A 17,838-nucleotide genomic window follows, 5' to 3' on the forward strand; every position below is an offset into this window, starting at 1 on the left:
CTCGTTCAAAGATATTCAAGCAGTACGGCGGCCACATGACGTGAGGGTGAATCCGAAGAGAGCCGCGCACGTGCCTCCTGAAGCTCGCGCCTCATCGCCGAGGCAACCGGTTCGTTGCAGAGAATATCAAGAGCCTTTCGGCTGATATTTTCAGCGTTTGCCTCGTGCTGAATCAGCTCCGGCACCGCCTGCTTTTCCGACAGCAATCCGCACGAAACGATATTGGCCAGCGCGATATTGTTAAGCTTGACCAGCCGCTTGCCGATAAAGTAGTTCAGCGGAGAGGTCTTGTAGAGCACCACCATCGGCACCGCAAAGCAGAGCGATTCAAGCGTTGCCGTACCGGAGGTCACCAGCTCCAGATCGCTGTACTGCATCACCTCGTACGATGTGCAGTCGAACGGTTCGACGCCTGCATCGCGGATGTGCCGTTCGTAGAGAGCAGGATCGATATGCGACGACTTGCCGAGCAGAAACACGGTCTTGGCCTTTTCCTGAATCAGCTTCGCCGCACCGAGCATCTCCGGAAAAATCTTCTCGATCTCCTGACGGCGGCTGCCCGGCAGCAGCCCGATGATGCGGGCGTCGGGATCGATGCCCATCTTTTCCAGAAACTGCGGCTTTGGCGGAAACTCCATCTCAGCCAGCTCCTCGACCACCGGATTGCCGACGAACTCCGCCTCGATGCCATGGCGGCGGAAGAACTCCACCTCAAAGTTGAAAATTACCAGCAGCCTATCGACGTACGCGCGAATCTTTTCAACCCGCCGCTCTTTCCACGCCCAAACCTGCGGGGAGATGTAGTAAATCACAGGAATACCCTGCTTTTTCAAAAAGGCTGCCAGGTGCAGGTTCATACCGGGATAGTCCACCAGCAAAGCCGCATCGGGCTTTTCGCGCACGATCGCCGCTTTGAGCTCACGGATAACCTTGCGCAGAAATGGCGCCTGTTTGAGCACCTCCACGAAGCCCATGATGCTCATCTCGTCGGTGGTGTAGAGCAGCTCAGCGCCAAGCTCGGCAAGCTTGCGACCACCCACCCCGAAAACCTTCGTATCGGGAGCCTGCTCGAGCAGCATTCGGACAGGCCCGGCAGCGTGCAGATCGCCGGAAACCTCTCCGGCAAGAACGAACAGGGTCTTGCCGCACGTCGGCTGCTGAAATTGCATCATCAAACAGGAAAGCGTATTTTACAAAACAAGTTACCTCACCGGCAGAGGAGTGGTGAATGCACGTGACGAAGCGCCGGCCAGTCAAAACAATTATATCAAATCCATAACAGAATGCAAGTCAAATTCGGAACCGACGGTTGGCGGGCAATTATAGCCAAAGAATACACTTACGACAATCTCAAACTGGCGGCCCTCGCTTCCGGCGCCTACTTCCTCTCGCACCCAGACAAGTCAAATGGCGTTTGCGTCGGGTACGATACCCGCTTCATGTCGAAAGAGTTTGCACAATACACTGCCGAAGTGCTCTCGTCGATGGGCCTGAAGGTCTTTCTGGCCGACAGCTTCGTTTCAACTCCAGCCGTGTCGCTCTACACGAGGGACAAGCGACTTGCCGGCGGCGTCATGATCACCGCATCGCACAACCCGCCACAATACAACGGCTTCAAGATCAAGGCATCGTTCGGCGGTCCGGCCAATCCGGAGGTTATCGACCAGATCGAACAGAACCTGCTCACGGTTGACCCGCAGGCGGATGTAACCCCTGCACCGAATCTGATCGCCATGACTGACATCAAGTCGTACTACGTCAGCTATCTCAAATCGAAACTCGACCTGAAAATCATCCGGAACTCAGGCCTTAAAATCGCCCATAACGGCATGTTTGGCGCCGGTCAGGATATGATCACCCGGCTGCTCGACGAGTCGATGGTCAACTGTTACCACTGTTCGATCAACCCCGGCTTCAACGGCATCAATCCCGAGCCGATTCCGAAGTACATCGGTGACTTCGTGGAGTTTTTCAAGGAGGTCGAAACCGACGTAGCCATCGTCAATGACGGCGATGCCGACCGCGTGGGCATGCTCGATGAGAAGGGCGAATTCGTCGATTCTCACAAACTATTCGCCATCATCCTGAAATATCTGGTCGAGCAAAAGGGCCAGCGCGGTGAGGTGGCCAAAACCTTCGCCCTGACCGATGTTATCGACAAACTCTGCCAGAAGCACGACCTGAAGATGCACCTGCTGCCGGTCGGCTTCAAGCATGTCAGCCGCCTCATGACCACCAACGACATCCTTATCGGCGGCGAAGAGTCGGGCGGCATTGGCATCACCTCCTTCCTGCCCGAGCGCGACGGCGTATACATCGGCCTATTGATTCTCGAAATCATGGCGCTCCGCCAGAAAACACTCACCGGCCTGGTCGAAGAGCTGTATGATGAATTCGGATTTTTCAGCTACAACCGTCTGGACCTGCATGTGGCTGAAGAGAAGAAAAACGCCATCATCTCCGCAGCAACTGGAGGCAAACTGAAAAGCATCGCTGGATACGCGGTAACGGGCTTCAATGATCTGGACGGCTACAAATACCATTTCGAAGGCGGATGGCTGCTGATCAGACCGTCGGGCACCGAACCGATCCTCAGAATCTATTGTGAAGCCGACTCCACCGAAAAAGTGGAAAAAGTGCTCGCGTTCGCATCAAAACTCTCTTAAAAGGCGCAAGAGCAGCGAGAGTTTAACGTCATATAAAAACGTCAGGTTTGTTTCGTACATTTGACAACACGCTGAGGCATCCGATGATTTTACGGATGCTTCAGCGCCAGGCCGGTGGCAGCTCCATCGACCTCAAAGCAATTTTCGAGGCGCATTAACAGTTATCACTTGGAGCAGACGGCCAACACATCCCGGGAACGCTTTTTCAGCGATCTTGTCGCCGAACATCAGGAGATGGTCATCAATACCTGTTACCGGTTCGTCTTCAATCGGGAAGATGCCGAAGATCTGGCTCAGGAAGTCTTTATCGAAGTTAACCGCTCGCTTGACAAGTTTCGGGAAGAGTCGAAACTATCCACCTGGATTTACCGAATTGCCGTTACCAAATCGCTCGATCACCTTCGCCGCCAGAAGCGCAAAAAGCGTTTCAGTTCGCTGAAACGAATTATCGGCATCGATGATCCGGCCGAATCGCTTCCAGCTCCCGGCAGTGACAATCCCGCCGATGTGCTCGTCGGCAATGAACGGGCCGACAAGCTCCGGAATGCGCTCGATTCGCTTCCGGATAATCAGAAAACGGCGTTCCTCCTGAGCAAGTATGACGGCTACGGCAATCAGGAGATCGCCGACATTCTCCAGACTACCGTACCGGCAGTGGAATCACTGATTCACCGGGCGAAAAAAAATCTTCAGACCCGCCTGGAAAAGGAATTCCGGTCGGAACAATAACGGACACGTCCTGCGGCGGGAAACAGAAGCAAGAGAAAGCATACAAGATTTTGCAAACGTTGACGTCGAATAGCATGAAATGAAACGGAGCAGAACCATGAACAGAAAAGAACAAATCGAAGCGGAAGTCTCGAAGACGCTGGAACTGCTGGACAGGATTCCGCAGGTGGAGGCAAGCGCCCGATTCAGAGCGCAGCTGATGCAGCGCATTGATTCAATGGAGCCTGCAAGCCGTGGCGGCATAACGGCAAACGCCGCATTCAGCCCGAAAGTGGCTTTTCTGACCCTGCTGCTCATGCTGAATATCGCATCGGGCATGCTCCTGTTCATGAACGAAGCACCTCAGCCTGCCACAAGCAGTTCGAGTACTCTTGCAGACAGCTTCAGCGAAGACTATGGAAGCCCGGCGCTCTCCTATTACGACGACCAATCGGCACTAGGCCGCTGAACGAACAGGAAAAGGCGATCAGGAATAGTAGCGGAAGACGTTCTCCAGTCATCTCCTGAAAGCCTTTTCTGAGACGATGTTTTCTAATTTTTTTATGGACACCGATGGATTTTCTCTCTTCAAAGCGCTTCATCACCACCTCGCTGGTTATCCTTGTCATCCTGAACCTTACCTTGATGGGGGTCATCTGGTGGCAGAATTTCGTCTCCAGCAGCTATCAGACTGTTGAGGTCACCCGTTATTACAGCGGCGGCAGGTCGCCCCGCGTCGAGCTCAACCTCACCGAACAGCAGAAAACCGAGTTCATGAAGCTCCGGCAGGAGCATTTCCGCAAAACCATGCCGGCCGTCCGCAAAATCGTGGAGCTGAAAAAGGCGCTGATTTCCGAGTCGGTCAAGCCAACGCCTGACAAACAGAAGCTTGCAGCTCTTGCCGACAGCATTGGGCAGCGCCAGGCCTGGATTGAAAACAATCTGGCAAACCATTTCCATGAACTGGCTGAACTCTGCACCCCGTCACAGCGCGATTCGCTGGAAAAAATGCTCGGCAACATCTACCATCTACGGTACCAGAAAATGTCTTCATGGCGACAGAGACATTCTCATGACGATCCTCGGGAAATGAAGCCATTTGGCCCACCGCCACAAAACCCTTAACGCAGCAACCGGACACCATCATGACCAGCAAAGCTTTTAAATGGAGAGCCTTTGTCAGCGTAAGCCTCACGCTCAGCTTCATTGTCATGACGCTCTCGGGTATCATACTCTACCTTTCGCCTCCCGGCCGGGTAGCGAACTGGACTGACTGGAACATTCTCGGCCTGACCAAAAAAGGGTGGGAAAATCAGCATGTGGTTTTCGCCGCGGCTTTCATCATCCTGTCGATTTTTCATCTTTTTGTGCTCAACTGGAAGGCCTTCTTTACCTACCTGAAAAGTAAGGCAAGCAAGGGATTGAGCCACCCGGCGGAGCTTGCAGCCTCGCTGATGCTCTTCGTGCTGTTCGGCGTCGGAACTCTCTGGCATTGGCCGCCATTCGAGCAGCTCATCGCGTTTGGCGACAAGCTTTCAGCTTCCTGGGAATACAAATCCGGAGGCCCGCCGGTGCCCCATGCCGAAACGATGCCGCTTGACGAACTTGCCGCCCTGCCGCAGGTCGGCACACCGGCAGAGCAGATGGTCGAAAAGCTCCGTAACGCTGGTTTGAAGGTGCAAAGCACCAGCCAGACGCTGCAAGAGATTGCCGAGAACAACGGCATGGAGGTGCAGAAACTGTACGGAATCATCATGGAAGGCAAGCCGTCAGGAGGACTCCCCGGAAGCGGATGGGGCCGAAAAACCCTCAGCGAAGCAGCCGAAACCATCGGCGTCACACCGCTGGCGCTGCAACAGGCACTGAAGCAGCAGGGCATCGAAGCCTCATCGGAGGAAACCATCCGTGATATCGCCACCAGCAACGGCATCGAGCCGTCGGAACTGGTCGACAGAATTGGCCGGATGGCAGAAAAACGGTAACAGCAAGCGCGCTCAACGCCGGGGACGGCAGAGCGCGCCATACAGCTCCGGTCGCCGGTCGGCGAAGATATCATTGAACTCATTGAAGCTCTTGTCGCGGCAGATTCGGGGATCGATCTCCGACACCATCACCCGATCACCATCCGCTTCGGCAAGCGCAACCGCTTCTCCCCACGGATCATAGACCGCTGAACACCCCTTGAACAGCAACGTCTCCTCACCTCTCGTTTCAGTACCACAACGGTTCGCCACAGCTACGTAGACCTTGTTCTCGATGGCACGGGCAGGCATCACCTTTCTCCAGGCATCGGTCACCAGATTCGACGGGCAGGCGATCAGGTCGGCCCCATCAAGCGCCAGCACGCGGCTCACTTCGGGAAAGCGCCAGTCGTAGCAGAGCATGATGCCGATGGAGAGATCGAGCCGCTCGTCGCGAATAACCGGAAAGCCGGTATCGCCGGGTTCGAACACGAACCGCTCCTTGTAAAACAGATGCGACTTGCGATAGATGAGCGGCGCTGAACCATCGGGACGAAAAACAAACACCGAATTGTAGAAGCGATCACCCGCATTTTCAGCTATGCCCGCCACAATAATTGCCCGCTTTTCAGCCGCAAGCCTGCTGAAAAAGCTACTGGCCCGGCCATCCGGCGCTTCGGCATAAGGCACAAGCTGCTCCCGGGACACAAAGAAATAGCCGCTGGTGCACAGCTCGGGCAGCACAACCACATCAGCCTGTATCGGCTCAAGTAATCTGCCGATCGCTTCGAGATTCGCCTCGGGCTCGCCGAGCCGGGGCGTGAACTGAACCGTAGCCAGACGAATCATGAGCGGCCACCTCCGGATGAACCAAATCTTGCCCGCACCATCCGGGCGACAGACATGGCCTCGCTCCTGAAAATCAGAACGCCGAGGCCAAGATAGCAGAGCACGATGAACAGCTTCACCACGAGCGCCAAAGAGCCCGGAAAGCCGAAACCTTCAAGCCAGAGCAAGACATCACCCTGATACCCGGCAAACAGTAGTCCCGCGCCAAGCAGCAGGGCAAGGCGGCCCCAGTCATAGCGCACGGGATAGACCCGGAGAGAATAGTAGATCATGAAAAGGCTCATCACCATCGTACCAGCAAGGATAGCGATAGCCGCGCCATCCATGCCGCTCACCGGAATCAGGAGCCAGCAGGAAACGGTTGTCACCGCCGCACCGGCGAAGGTCACGATGGGCAGATATTTGGTATTGCCCGTAATCAGCAGTCCGGCGGAGAGGTTGGTCGAAATCATATCGAACACGTAGCTGAAAAAAATCCAGGGCAGAATCGACAGGCCGATCCAGTAATTCGGAGGCAGGAGATACAACCGACCACCGTAGTGGTAGTGGACGATGTCGGGCACGAACACCGTGGCCGCGACGGCCAGCACAATCGAAGCGATCACCGATAAATTGAGCACCTGGCGGAACAGGCGCTTCGCCTCGGGGTCGTCAGCATGTTGCAGGAAAAAGGGCTGCCAGGCGAACCGGAACACCTGAACCACAAGCTGCAGCACAACCCCGAACGCCGCAACGCGCCCGTAAATACCCACCACATCCTCCGCCTGAAAGCCATGGCCATAGAGCCGCGTTACGTCTGACTGCGGAATGCGGACAAGCAGGTTGCGGTCGATCAGATGAATGAGCAGGCCGGCAATACCCGTCGGAACGTAGGGTAAGCCGATACGCAGCATCTCCTTGAGAATACCCGATGAAAACACCGGCTTCAGGCTCCGCAGTACCGGCAGAAGCATCAGCAAACTAACCGCCGAACCGAACGCCTGCGCAATGAACACGCCGTGCAACCCCGCATTAAGCGACAGAATCAGCACGAACGCGCTGGCCACCACCGCCACAACCCCGACGATGCGCGCCAAGGCGAACTGCACGGCCTTGCGCTTCAAGCGCAGCTCGGCAAACGGCACCACAAGCATCGTATCAATCCAGAGGATCAGCGCCGCGTAACGCACGAAAATCCCATCGCGCGCAGCAAGCCCGAGCATCGTGGCGATCGGCCCAGCAAACAGCGCAATCAGGAGCGCGAACACCGTCGAGGTGACCAGCAGGCTCACCAGAGCTGTCGAAAAATAGCGCCGCTCGTCCTCGTTACGCTTGATCGCGTCGGAAGCGACTTTCAGGTACGAGGTTTCGAGACCATACGCGAAAATGACGTTCGCCAAGGCGATGTTCGCGTAGATCACCGCCTGGATGCCATTATCGAAGGTGGAGAGCTTGTTGGCGTAAAGCGGAACGAGAATGTAGTTCAGACTGCGAGCCAGAATAGTGCTCGACCCGTAAATGACCGTGTCCTTGGCAAGAAGCTTGAGCTTGGAGAACATCCGTTGAGGGTCCCGAAAAGTGGATCAGTCGTTCTTCTGGGTTTGAGGCCCGGTCGAACCGTTGGTGGCGGCAGCCTGCTCTTTCTGCTTCTTGACAGCATCCATATCGACCTGGAACTTGCCGTCTTTCTGGACAACGGGAATCTTGGAGATCACCTCACGCAGATGCTTCTGCGCTTCGGCCTGCTGCTGTTTGAGATCTTCAAGTTCTTTTCCGGACAGACCGACCGGATTGTCCTTGTCGATCAGACCATCCTTGAACGTCTCGATCTGGAGATTCTGCTCCTCCTTCATATGATTGACGAAGCGGGCGAGAAAATAGACCAGCATAAAAAAGACAGACAATGCAAAACCGAGAAGAAGAATCCAGCTCATAATGAGAACAGCTTGTAATTAGCGACAGGTTATGGTTGGTATGAACATCGAAAAGCGCACCGCATCGTCAATCGGAGAACCGATTCTGCAGTGAACACCCCGGCGTGTTCATCCGGTGTTTGAAAATAACATGAATTTTCCTGATAATGAATCTTTCAATTTCGAGCGTCCTCAAAAAGGCGTTTCTCAACAGTGTTCTGAGCCCGGCAGCAGCCAGCCCATTGCACCGCCGAACCCAACACGAGCATCATGAGTGAACCAAGGTCAACGGTACAGGAAGGAAAAACGATTCTTCTGCAGGAGGCTGAAGCCCTACGCGCAATGAGCGAGCGGCTTGACGAAAGCTTTGCAAAAGCGGTCGACCTGATGCTTGAGAGCAAGGGCAAAATCATCATTTCGGGCATGGGCAAATCGGGCATCATCGGCCAGAAGATCGCCGCCACGCTCTCTTCCACCGGTACGACGGCAGTGTTCATGCACCCCGCTGAAGCGGCCCACGGCGACCTCGGCGTGGTCTGTGAAGGCGACACGATCATCTGCCTCTCCAAAAGCGGCATGACCGAAGAGCTGAACTTCATCATCCCGGCGCTCAGGGAACGCAATGCCACCATCATCGCCTTCACCGGCAACACCCGCTCGTACCTGGCCATGAACGCCCACGTTGTGCTCGACACCGGCGTCGAACAGGAAGCCTGCCCGTACGACCTCGCGCCGACCACCTCGACCACCGCCATGCTCGCAATGGGCGACGCGCTGGCGATCTGCTTGATGAAAAAGAAGAACTTCACCGACCTGGAGTTCGCCCTCACCCATCCCAAGGGTTCACTCGGAAAGCAATTGACCATGCGGGTCGGCGACGTCATGGCCACCGGAGACGCACTCCCGTTAGTTTCGGAGGATGCGACGGTCTCAGACCTCATCCTCGAAATCACCTCCAAACGCTACGGCGTCAGCGGCGTAGTGGATGCGGAGGGAAAGCTGATCGGTATCTTCACCGACGGCGACCTGCGGCGTCTGGTGCAGACCGGCGAATCGTTCCTCGACAAGACAGCGGCGGAAGTCATGACCCCCAACCCGAAAACCGTCTCAGCCGAATTAATGGCCAAAAAGTGCCTTGAACTCCTCGAAACCTGGCGAATCACCCAACTCATGGTCTGCGATGAAGAGCAACGCCCGGTGGGAATCGTGCACATCCACGATCTGGTGACGCTGGGGTTGTAAGGGGAAGAAGTGGAACGGAAAAGGACAGCAAGCTTACTATCATACTCCCCGTCTGCCCTTGCAATACTTGGCGTCCAATTTGCCTGTGTTGCAACGAAACAACATTTTAGTCGATCGAGAAAACCTCACCACATAAAGCCCTCTCAGCAAGAACAACTTTGAAGCTCTGTTAAAGCTCTGCTGCACGCGCACTTGAAATCACCTCGACTTCAAACCTCTCTGAAATTTTCTTGATATTGTCCGGAAAAAACACAGATGAACAACCGGCATTTTGGCCACGATCATCTGTACAAAAAAGATGAATCCCCATGGAGTAACATGCTGCTATGGAATCGCCATCTGACCACTCTGCAATAGCTTTTATAAATGCGTTACGTTTATTTTCTGGAATTTGTAACGTTCCATCAGACAAACCGAACTCTTGTTTAAAACGACTGTATTTTGATTGCCCTCCTCCCATTTTTTCTATAAATTTTACACACTCACTGAACAGTTCGGCACGCCGCCAAAATCCACCATTTTCATCAAACTGCACGTACATATCTTTCGGAATTTCGTTTGTCCTTACTGTTCCAAATCGATTCATATGTATAACCTTAAAACCTAATCTCTGTGCGAGAGCAAGTTTGGAAATTAATACTTCTGGCAAACCAGGATGCAGTTCATTGTTTGGCGAAATACTAAATTCTGTACATACTCTATTATCAACAGACTGTGTATCTTTAAACTCGAACTTCGGCTTGTATGTTTTAAAAAAACCTGCTCGATGCATTTTTGGGATCTGCTCAAGTGAAATGGCCGCCTCACAAATAAACGGAACAAGCAAATTTCCTCGAATCTTCATATTTATCGTTCGATACGGCTCTGCCTCCGAATCGACTACCTTTTCCCAAACGTTTGAATCAAAAACGATTTTCATAAACTTCCCTAAAAATTATTTTTGCAATAAATTATCTGGCCGTTTTTTTTCATATACTAACTCCTTCTGATACATATTCGGCATCTCTTTCTATTCGTTTTTTCAAATAGGAACTCATTTTTCCCTTTTACACACAATATCGACAGGGCTTCTTCAATTGCCTTTCTAAATCCGCTTTAATATGAGAAAAAAAGCCCGAGAACACCGATCCCGTACTTTTCTGAATTTTCCTATTTATATAGCTTTATACGCTCAAGAATTTCTGAACGGTTCATGGTCATTTCTCCATTTTCTCAAGTTTTAAACTCATTATCCTTGAAATCAAAACCTTCTTTCATTCGTCTTCAACATCAACCTCAATATAGATACTCCATCAGCAAATAGCACAATACAGGCGCTCCAACAAGTCTCCCCCAACGCAAAAAAGGCTGCCCCGGTGTTACTCCGAAGCAGCCTTTTTCTGCGTAAATCTTCTTGCCCTACTTTCAGGCTTTTCCAAGCGCTTTGAGCATGGCTTGGCCGATGTCGGCGGGGTTTTCGACCACCTTGATTCCTGCGGCTTCCATTGCCTTGATCTTCTCTTCGGCGGTACCTTTGCCGCCTGAAACGATCGCGCCTGCATGGCCCATGCGGCGTCCGGGAGGAGCGGTACGGCCTGCGATGAAGCCGACGACCGGTTTCTTGAAATATTTCTTGATGTACTCGGCGGCCTCTTCTTCAGCGCTGCCACCAATTTCACCGATCATAATGAGACCTTCGGTGTCGTCATCCTTGGCGAACATCTTGACCGCGTCGATGAAGCGGGTGCCAATGATCGGGTCACCGCCGATGCCGATACAGGTGGACTGTCCGAGACCTACCTCGGTAAGCTGGTGCACCGCTTCGTAGGTCAGGGTGCCACTGCGCGACACGACGCCGATGGAGCCTTTCTTGTGGATGAAGCCCGGCATGATGCCGACTTTGGCTTCGCCGGGGGTGATAACGCCGGGGCAGTTCGGGCCAACCAGCACCGCGCCCTTCTCCTGCACGAAGCTGTAGGCTTTCATCATGTCGTTAACCGGAATGCCTTCGGTGATGCAGATGATCACCTTAAGGCCAGCGTCGGCAGCCTCCATGATGGCGTCTGCAGCAAATGCGGCAGGCACGAAGATGACCGTGGCGTTGGCTTCGGCCTTCTCGACAGCTTCACGGACGGTGTCGAACACCGGAACCGGACGGCAGAATTGGTCTTTCTCGTTGCCGTTATAGAGAATACCGCCCTTGCCGGGAGTGACGCCTGCCACAACGTTGGTGCCGTATTCGAGAATCTGCGAGGTGTGGAAGGTACCCTCGCCGCCGGTAATTCCCTGCACGACCAGACGGGTATCTTTATTGACCAGTACGCTCATAAGCTCATAATCGTTTGTGGTGTTATAAAATAGCCGTCAGTTCGACGGAGCTGTCTGGCAGAGTGCCTGGAGATTGCGTGCAATCCCGAGCATCTTGCCCTCTTCGAAAAAGTTACAGATGAGATGAACGCCTACCGGCAGACCGAGGCTGTCGAATCCGACCGGCACGCTGACCGCCGGCATGCCGACGATGCTGGCCGGGACGGTGAAGACGTCGGCCAGGTACATTTCAAGCGGATTGTCCATCTTGTCGCCGATACCGAACGGCGGGAAGGGCGAGGTCGGTCCGGCGATGACATCGACCTTCTCGAACGCCTCGCGGTACTTTTCCTGGAAGACCCGACGCACCTGCTGTGCTTTTTTGTAGTAGGTATCGTAATAACCCGCTGACAGCACGTAGGTGCCCAGCATAATGCGGCGCTTGACCTCCGCGCCGAACCCTTCGGTGCGCGAGTTGACGTACATGCTTGACAGATCGGGCGAGTCCGGCGAACGGTAGCCGTAACGCGCGCCGTCGAACCGGGCGAGGTTCGAGGAGGCCTCGGCAGTCACGAGAATGTAGTAGGCCGCAATAGCGTAATCGCTTTCGGGAAGCTCGATCTCGACCAGCTCAGCACCGGCATCCTCGAGCTTCTTCAGCCCTGCCTTGACCACTCCGGCCACATCGGCGTTGAGGTTCTCCGGGAAAAAGGCCGAGGGCACACCGACGCGCAGGCCTTCGAGGGAGACGTGATCCATCGTGGACTCGTAATCGGGCACCTCGTGGTGCGACGAGGTTGCGTCGCGATCGTCCTGCCCGGCAATGACGCCGAGCACGAGCGCCGCATCGTCGCAGTTGGCGGCAAGCACGCCGATCTGATCGAACGACGAAGCAAAGGCCACAAGCCCGTAACGCGAAATGCGGCCATAGGTCGGCTTGAGCCCCACGACGTTGCAGAAACCACCCGGCTGGCGAACCGAACCGCCGGTATCCGAACCGAGCGCCACCATGCAGAGATCGTTGGCAACGGCTGCCGCAGAACCACCGGAGCTGCCGCCAGGCACGCGGGTTTTGTCGAAGGGATTAGGCACCGGGCCAATGGCAGAGTTCTCGTTAGAACTGCCCATCGCGAACTCGTCCATGTTGGTGCGACCGACGAAAATGGCATCCTCGGCAACCATCCGCTCGATGGCGGTGGCGTCGTAAACGCTCTCGTAACCGTCGAGAATCTTCGAAGCGCAGCTCAGCGGCGCGCCCTTCATGGAGATGTTGTCCTTGATGGCAATCGGCATACCAAACAGCACGCCGGGCTCCTCCCCCCGCTCAAGCTTGGCATCTAGTTCACGCGCACGTTCGAGCGCCGCTTCATGAAACACCGCGGTAAAAATATTATCGTCCTTTTTGGAATCGATACGCTGTAAATATTCAGAAATAACCTGCTCGCAGGTCAGCTCACGGGAGAGCAGCTTGGACCTGAGGTCCTCATATCGGCGAAACTGCACGTCTATTCAGGCTGGATTAGATTGAAGATCGTTCATCTGCATGATACGGCGGGACTAACAACCCCTGCGTCAACGAAGGCGCTGCAGGCCGGAAGAGCACGGAGCTCTGCCGCCATGAAGTTTGTATAATAATAAATTACTGTCTATAATTCAATTTCATGGATATTGCGGGTACAGTCACCTATGAACGGTTCAGATTGGAAAGCTCAACTTCCGAACAAAAGCGTTAACCTCTCGTTTTTCATCTAGTTACATGCCCCAGTGGTTCAAATCAACGATCGATCCTGAAGACGCCCTGCTGCAGGATGAGCTGAAATCTACATGCGTATTTCCACGGCACATCGGGATCATCATGGATGGAAACGGCCGGTGGGCCAAACAGAAAGGCAAGTCGCGCATCGAAGGACATATCGCTGGCGTTGATTCGGTTCAGGATATCGTCGAAGCATGCTCCCAGCTCGGCATCAGTGCCCTGACGCTTTTCACTTTTTCTATCGAAAACTGGCGGAGGCCGAAACCTGAAATTTCAGCCCTGATGAAGCTGCTGATCAAGGTGCTCAAAAAAGAGACCCCCCAGCTTTGCGAAAATAATATCAGGCTCGAGGTCATTGGCGATTTGAATCTGGTCAGCAGCACCGTACGGAAAACGCTCGAAGAAACGATAGAGCAGACCAGAAACAACCATGAGCTGACCCTGACCATCGCCTTGAGCTACAGCGGCAAGTGGGACATCACCAACGCCTGCCGCACCATTGCCGAACAGGTGGCGAACGGAACGATCGCCCCCGAGCAGATCGACGAAAACCTTTTTGCCGCGAACTTGTCAACGGCTTCGCTCCCGGATCCGGAGCTTCTGATCCGAACCAGCGGAGAGTTCCGCATCAGCAATTTCATGCTTTGGCAAATCGCCTATTCTGAAATCTTTTTCACGGAGACGTACTGGCCCGATTTCCGACGCGACAAGCTCTACGACGCACTCCGGGAGTATCAGAACCGGGAAAGGCGCTTTGGCCAGACAAGCGAACAACTCAAAGCCGAAACCTTGAGAAAACAGGCCTAACTCACCGAATCATTCAGGTTTTTCATGAATACAACACCCTTTTCGCCAGACAAGCTCTCAGCACTTCTGATTGGCCTGGCACTGCTTAACGGTCCGATATCGACCGCTTATGCGAAAACCGCAGCAACAAACGCTTCCCCGGCCTCCGAAGCTGCTACCGGCACTCCGGCCTCTTCGCAATCCGCGAAGCTGCGTACAGTGACCGTCCGTCAGATTTCGTTCAGCGGGCTGCAAACCATCAAGGAGTCGGAACTGCTCAAAAGCCTGCCCATCAAGGCCGGAGAACAGATCACCATTCCAGGGCAGCAGATTCCCGGCTTGCTGCAGTACCTCTGGAATCTCCAGTACTTCAGCAACATCGAAATCGGGCAAACCGAGCTTGGTGGCGACAACATCGGGCTGACCTTCAGAGTCACCGAATTTCCGATTCTGGAAAGCATCGAGTTCCAGGGCAACGACAAATACAAGGACAAGGAGCTGCTCAAAACCACGGGCCTTGTCGTCGGTCGCAGAATAAGCCAGCAGGAGCTGCTCAACGCGTCCAACAAGATTGAAAAACAGTACGCAGCCAAAGGCTACCTGACCGCCGGTGTAGAGTACCGCGTGGAAAACACCGGAGACAACCGGGCCAAGGCAATCTTTACCGTCCACGAAGGCTCGAAAGTGGTAATCGAAAAAATACGGTTCCACGGCAACAAAGCCTTCAAGGAGGGAAAACTCCGCGATGTGCTCAAGGAGACCTCACAAAACTCCTGGTGGAGAAAAATCTTCGGTCAGCCGAAGCTCGACAAAGACAAGTTTGAAGAAGACAAGAACCTGCTGGTCGATTTCTATCGTAACAACGGCTACCGCGATGCGCGCATCGTCAAGGACACCCTCACCTATACCAAGGATAACAAAGGGGTCAACATCGATATTTACGTCGAAGAGGGGCCGAAGTATCAGATCGGCAGCATCACCTGGATCGGCAACACCAAGGATTTTGCAACAACCGGTATCCTTGACGAGACATTCGGCATTAAGCAGGGTGACCTGTACAGCGCCAAAAAGATCAACGAGCGCCTGAACTTCTCCCAGGATCATTCGGATATCGCCTCGCTCTACCTGGACAGAGGCTATCTCTCGTTCAGGGCCCGGCTTGAAGAACAGGTCGTGCAACCAAATACGGTCAATCTGGTCATCACGCTGACCGAGGGCGATCCGTTCACCCTGAACCTCATCAATGTCAAGGGTAATACCAAAACGAAGGATCACGTCATTCGCCGCGAGCTTTACACGGTACCTGGCGATACCTTCAGCCGAAAGAAAGTGGTGAGAAGCATCAGGGAGCTTTCGATGCTGAACTACTTCGACCCCGAAACCCTGACGCCAGACATTGACCCGAATCAGCGCGACAACACGGTCGATGTAACCTACAACATCACCGAACGCCAGACCGATACCTTCAATGCGGCCGTCGGTTACAGCGCGTCGAGCGGTGGCACGGGCTCTCTCGGCTTAACGTTCAATAACTTCTCGCTCGGCGACATCTTCAACCCTTCGGCATACCGGCCGCTGCCTCACGGCGATGGTCAGAAGCTTTCGATGCAATGGCAGTTCGGCACCAACAACTACCGGACGCTCTCCCTTTCGGTCAGCGATCCCTGGGCCTTCGGTACCCATACCTCTGTAGGGCTCAGCGCATTCAAAACCAAGCAGACCTATGACCTGAACAGCAGCAACGAAGTCACCGATAACAAAACCATCAAGCAGTATGGTGCAAACCTCTCCATCGGGCGCAGACTGACCTGGCCGGATGACTATTTCACCATCAGCTGGCGTATTGGTTACCTGCACACGGAAGGCGGCTTCGTGAGCTTCCTGAACGAAACCAACGTGCCCGAAACGGCCGAGGAGTATTCGATCACCCAAACCATCACCCGCAACAGCGTCGATAACCCGATCTATCCCAGGCACGGCAGTAAGAATACCTTCACTGCCCAGCTGGCCGGTGGATTCCTGCCTGGCACGATCGACTTCTACAAACTGATCGGAACAACAAGCTGGTACCTGCCGGTATCGAAGGATCTGGTTCTGAATCTTTCGGCGCAACAAGGCTATCTGGACACCTTCAGCGACAAGGACTATATTCCTTACACCAGCTATTTCTACATGGGTGGAAGCGGCATGTCCTCGCTGCCAACCGTACCTCTTCGAGGCTACCCCGACCAGTCCCTCGGCGGACTGTTCTCGGGTGAAGACAACCTGTACGGCGGTAAGGTCTATACCAAAATCACCACTGAGCTGCGCTATCCGCTCACCCTGAGCCCATCGGCAAGCATCTATGGCCTGGTCTTCTTTGAAGCTGGCAATCTATGGGCCGACTCCGGTTCGGTGGATCTGACCGATCTGAAAAAATCGGCCGGTATCGGACTGCGGCTGTACCTGCCGATTATCGGCCAGGTCGGTATTGATTACGGCTATGGATTCGACTCCGCGCCTTCCGAGCCCGACAAAAATTCGCAGGGCTGGAACTTCACCTTCACCTTCGGACAACCGAACAACTGAGTTTTCGACCAGCCGAAACAACAAAGGGTGACCATTTGGTCACCCTTTTCATTTTCTCACCGATCATCGATTATCACTCCTCTTCATCATCCGGCTCTTTCAGGCGCGACAACTCGTCGCGGATACGGGCAGCCTCCTCATAATCTTCGCGATCGATAGCCTCTTCGAGCTTTTTCTGCAAATCAGCCTCTGGAGAAGCTGCGGGCTGCAACTCCTCCTCAGCGGGCTTGTCGGAAAGTTCTTCTGACACAGCGGCTTCTTCCCCCTCCTTCGGCTGCTCCTCAACGATTCCGGCCTCGTTCATGATCTCTTCGGAAACATAGATTGGCGCATTGAAACGCACAGCAATGGCAATGGCGTCACTCGGACGAGCATCGATTTCATGCACGACCCCACCCATTTCGCAGATAACCTTCGCATAAAAGGTCTCGTTGTGCAACTCATCGATAAACACCTCATTGACATGAAGATCGAAAGCATCGGCGACATGCTTGAACAGATCATGCGTGAAGGGACGAGGCGGCTTGATATTCTCAAGCTTGAGCGCTATGGCCTGCGCCTCAAACCCGCCAATGATGATCGGCAACTTGCGTTTGCCTTCAACTTCATAGAGAATAAGGGCATAGGCACCGTTGGTATGGGGACTGGTCGAAAGACCGAGAATATCAACCTGAAGTTTGTGCATGATTCGGGAACAATTTTCGTTTTGGGGGGCACATTATTGCCCTGCCAGTACTTAACAGTAAAGTACCGTTAAACATTTCTTGTTCAAAGGTGATGTGTGCAATCCTCAATCCGGGAATGGCGCGGAGTGAGCGATACGGTTCGCGAGCGGCAACAAAAAAGCCGCTTGATGCGGCTTTTTGTCTGCGTGAATGTGCCCGAGAGGAGATTCGAACTCCTACACCTCGCGGCGCTACCCCCTCAAGATAGTGTGTCTACCAATTCCACCACTCGGGCATTCATTGCTATGTAAGGAAACAGTTACTGCTCCCAGTGAGAATAGAAGGACTCGAACCTTCGACCCACTGCTTAAAAGGCAGTTGCTCTACCAACTGAGCTATATTCTCAACCAAGATCCAGCCACGATACGGGCTTACTTGTTCTGGTAACGCAAACGCTTC

16 protein-coding genes and 2 tRNA genes are annotated in these 17,838 nt (G+C 54.0%); 8 read left to right on the forward strand and 10 right to left on the reverse strand.

The genetic code is table 11. The features are described from left to right. Positions 1-5 precede the first annotated feature (5 nt). Positions 6-1,172, reverse strand: coding sequence for a lipid-A-disaccharide synthase (gene lpxB, locus CPAR_RS08880; protein WP_012502979.1), 1,167 nt, complete (start codon positions 1,170-1,172; stop codon positions 6-8). A gap of 111 nt (positions 1,173-1,283) precedes the next feature. Between lpxB and CPAR_RS08885 the strand changes: the two genes are divergently transcribed. The 5 genes from CPAR_RS08885 to CPAR_RS08905 all read left to right on the forward strand — a co-directional run bounded on the left by CPAR_RS08885 (position 1,284) and on the right by CPAR_RS08905 (position 5,356). Beyond that, positions 1,284-2,666, forward strand: a complete 1,383-nt coding sequence (locus CPAR_RS08885; protein ID WP_012502980.1) for a phosphoglucomutase/phosphomannomutase family protein — start codon at positions 1,284-1,286, stop codon at positions 2,664-2,666. Positions 2,667-2,900: 234 nt separating this feature from the next. After that, positions 2,901-3,395, forward strand: a complete 495-nt coding sequence (locus CPAR_RS08890) for an RNA polymerase sigma factor (RefSeq protein ID WP_232203959.1) — start codon at positions 2,901-2,903, stop codon at positions 3,393-3,395. Positions 3,396-3,492: 97 nt separating this feature from the next. Next, a complete protein-coding gene (locus tag CPAR_RS08895; protein WP_012502982.1) occupies positions 3,493-3,843 on the forward strand; it encodes a hypothetical protein in 351 nt (116 codons plus the stop codon). A 104-nt stretch (positions 3,844-3,947) separates the two neighbouring features. Beyond that, entirely contained in the window at positions 3,948-4,499 is a 552-nt protein-coding gene (locus CPAR_RS08900; protein ID WP_012502983.1) for a Spy/CpxP family protein refolding chaperone, read from the forward strand. Between the two features lie 20 nt (positions 4,500-4,519). Further along, positions 4,520-5,356 carry a DUF4405 domain-containing protein gene (locus tag CPAR_RS08905; RefSeq protein WP_012502984.1) on the forward strand — a complete coding sequence of 279 codons (837 nt, stop codon included), beginning with the start codon at positions 4,520-4,522 and terminating at the stop codon, positions 5,354-5,356. Between the two features lie 12 nt (positions 5,357-5,368). Here CPAR_RS08905 and CPAR_RS08910 read toward each other — a convergent pair whose 3' ends face one another. The 3 genes from CPAR_RS08910 to CPAR_RS08920 are packed head-to-tail and all read right to left on the reverse strand — an operon-like array spanning position 5,369 to position 8,097. Further along, on the reverse strand, positions 5,369-6,184 hold the full coding sequence (locus CPAR_RS08910; RefSeq protein WP_012502985.1) for a nitrilase-related carbon-nitrogen hydrolase: 816 nt from the start codon (positions 6,182-6,184) through the stop codon (positions 5,369-5,371). Then, the gene (locus tag CPAR_RS08915; protein ID WP_012502986.1) at positions 6,181-7,722 is read right to left on the reverse strand and encodes a lipopolysaccharide biosynthesis protein; all 1,542 of its coding nucleotides are present in this window, start codon (positions 7,720-7,722) and stop codon (positions 6,181-6,183) included. Before CPAR_RS08915 ends, CPAR_RS08910 begins: the two co-directional genes overlap by 4 nt. Before the next feature lie 24 nt (positions 7,723-7,746). Beyond that, a complete protein-coding gene (locus CPAR_RS08920) occupies positions 7,747-8,097 on the reverse strand; it encodes a hypothetical protein (RefSeq protein WP_012502987.1) in 351 nt (116 codons plus the stop codon). 321 nt (positions 8,098-8,418) lie between these two features. Here CPAR_RS08920 and CPAR_RS08925 point away from each other — a divergent pair, with 321 nt between their 5' ends. Beyond that, on the forward strand, positions 8,419-9,318 hold the full coding sequence (locus CPAR_RS08925) for a KpsF/GutQ family sugar-phosphate isomerase (protein ID WP_012502988.1): 900 nt from the start codon (positions 8,419-8,421) through the stop codon (positions 9,316-9,318). A gap of 169 nt (positions 9,319-9,487) precedes the next feature. Here the strand turns inward: CPAR_RS08925 and CPAR_RS08930 are convergent, their stop codons facing one another. The 3 genes from CPAR_RS08930 to gatA all read right to left on the reverse strand — a co-directional run bounded on the left by CPAR_RS08930 (position 9,488) and on the right by gatA (position 13,107). Beyond that, complete coding sequence (locus CPAR_RS08930; RefSeq protein ID WP_012502989.1) at positions 9,488-10,237, reverse strand: hypothetical protein; 750 nt, start codon at positions 10,235-10,237, stop codon at positions 9,488-9,490. Between the two features lie 485 nt (positions 10,238-10,722). Further along, on the reverse strand, positions 10,723-11,625 hold the full coding sequence (sucD, locus tag CPAR_RS08935; protein ID WP_012502990.1) for a succinate--CoA ligase subunit alpha: 903 nt from the start codon (positions 11,623-11,625) through the stop codon (positions 10,723-10,725). A gap of 36 nt (positions 11,626-11,661) precedes the next feature. After that, on the reverse strand, positions 11,662-13,107 hold the full coding sequence (gatA, locus tag CPAR_RS08940; protein ID WP_012502991.1) for an Asp-tRNA(Asn)/Glu-tRNA(Gln) amidotransferase subunit GatA: 1,446 nt from the start codon (positions 13,105-13,107) through the stop codon (positions 11,662-11,664). Between the two features lie 253 nt (positions 13,108-13,360). Between gatA and CPAR_RS08945 the strand changes: the two genes are divergently transcribed. Together CPAR_RS08945 and bamA are read left to right on the forward strand one after the other, a co-directional pair. After that, the gene (locus tag CPAR_RS08945) at positions 13,361-14,167 is read left to right on the forward strand and encodes an isoprenyl transferase (protein ID WP_012502992.1); all 807 of its coding nucleotides are present in this window, start codon (positions 13,361-13,363) and stop codon (positions 14,165-14,167) included. Positions 14,168-14,191: 24 nt separating this feature from the next. Then, on the forward strand, positions 14,192-16,714 hold the full coding sequence (gene bamA / locus CPAR_RS08950; RefSeq protein ID WP_012502993.1) for an outer membrane protein assembly factor BamA: 2,523 nt from the start codon (positions 14,192-14,194) through the stop codon (positions 16,712-16,714). 73 nt (positions 16,715-16,787) lie between these two features. Here bamA and CPAR_RS08955 read toward each other — a convergent pair whose 3' ends face one another. The 3 genes from CPAR_RS08955 to CPAR_RS08965 all read right to left on the reverse strand — a co-directional run bounded on the left by CPAR_RS08955 (position 16,788) and on the right by CPAR_RS08965 (position 17,784). Next, on the reverse strand, positions 16,788-17,399 hold the full coding sequence (locus CPAR_RS08955; RefSeq protein WP_012502994.1) for a bifunctional nuclease family protein: 612 nt from the start codon (positions 17,397-17,399) through the stop codon (positions 16,788-16,790). A gap of 193 nt (positions 17,400-17,592) precedes the next feature. Further along, positions 17,593-17,674 (reverse strand) — tRNA-Leu (locus tag CPAR_RS08960). Between the two features lie 37 nt (positions 17,675-17,711). Next, positions 17,712-17,784, reverse strand: a tRNA-Lys gene (locus CPAR_RS08965). Between the last annotated feature and the right edge of the window lie 54 nt (positions 17,785-17,838).

The sequence above is a fragment of the Chlorobaculum parvum NCIB 8327 genome (genome assembly GCF_000020505.1).
GTDB lineage: Bacteria > Bacteroidota > Chlorobiia > Chlorobiales > Chlorobiaceae > Chlorobaculum > Chlorobaculum parvum_A.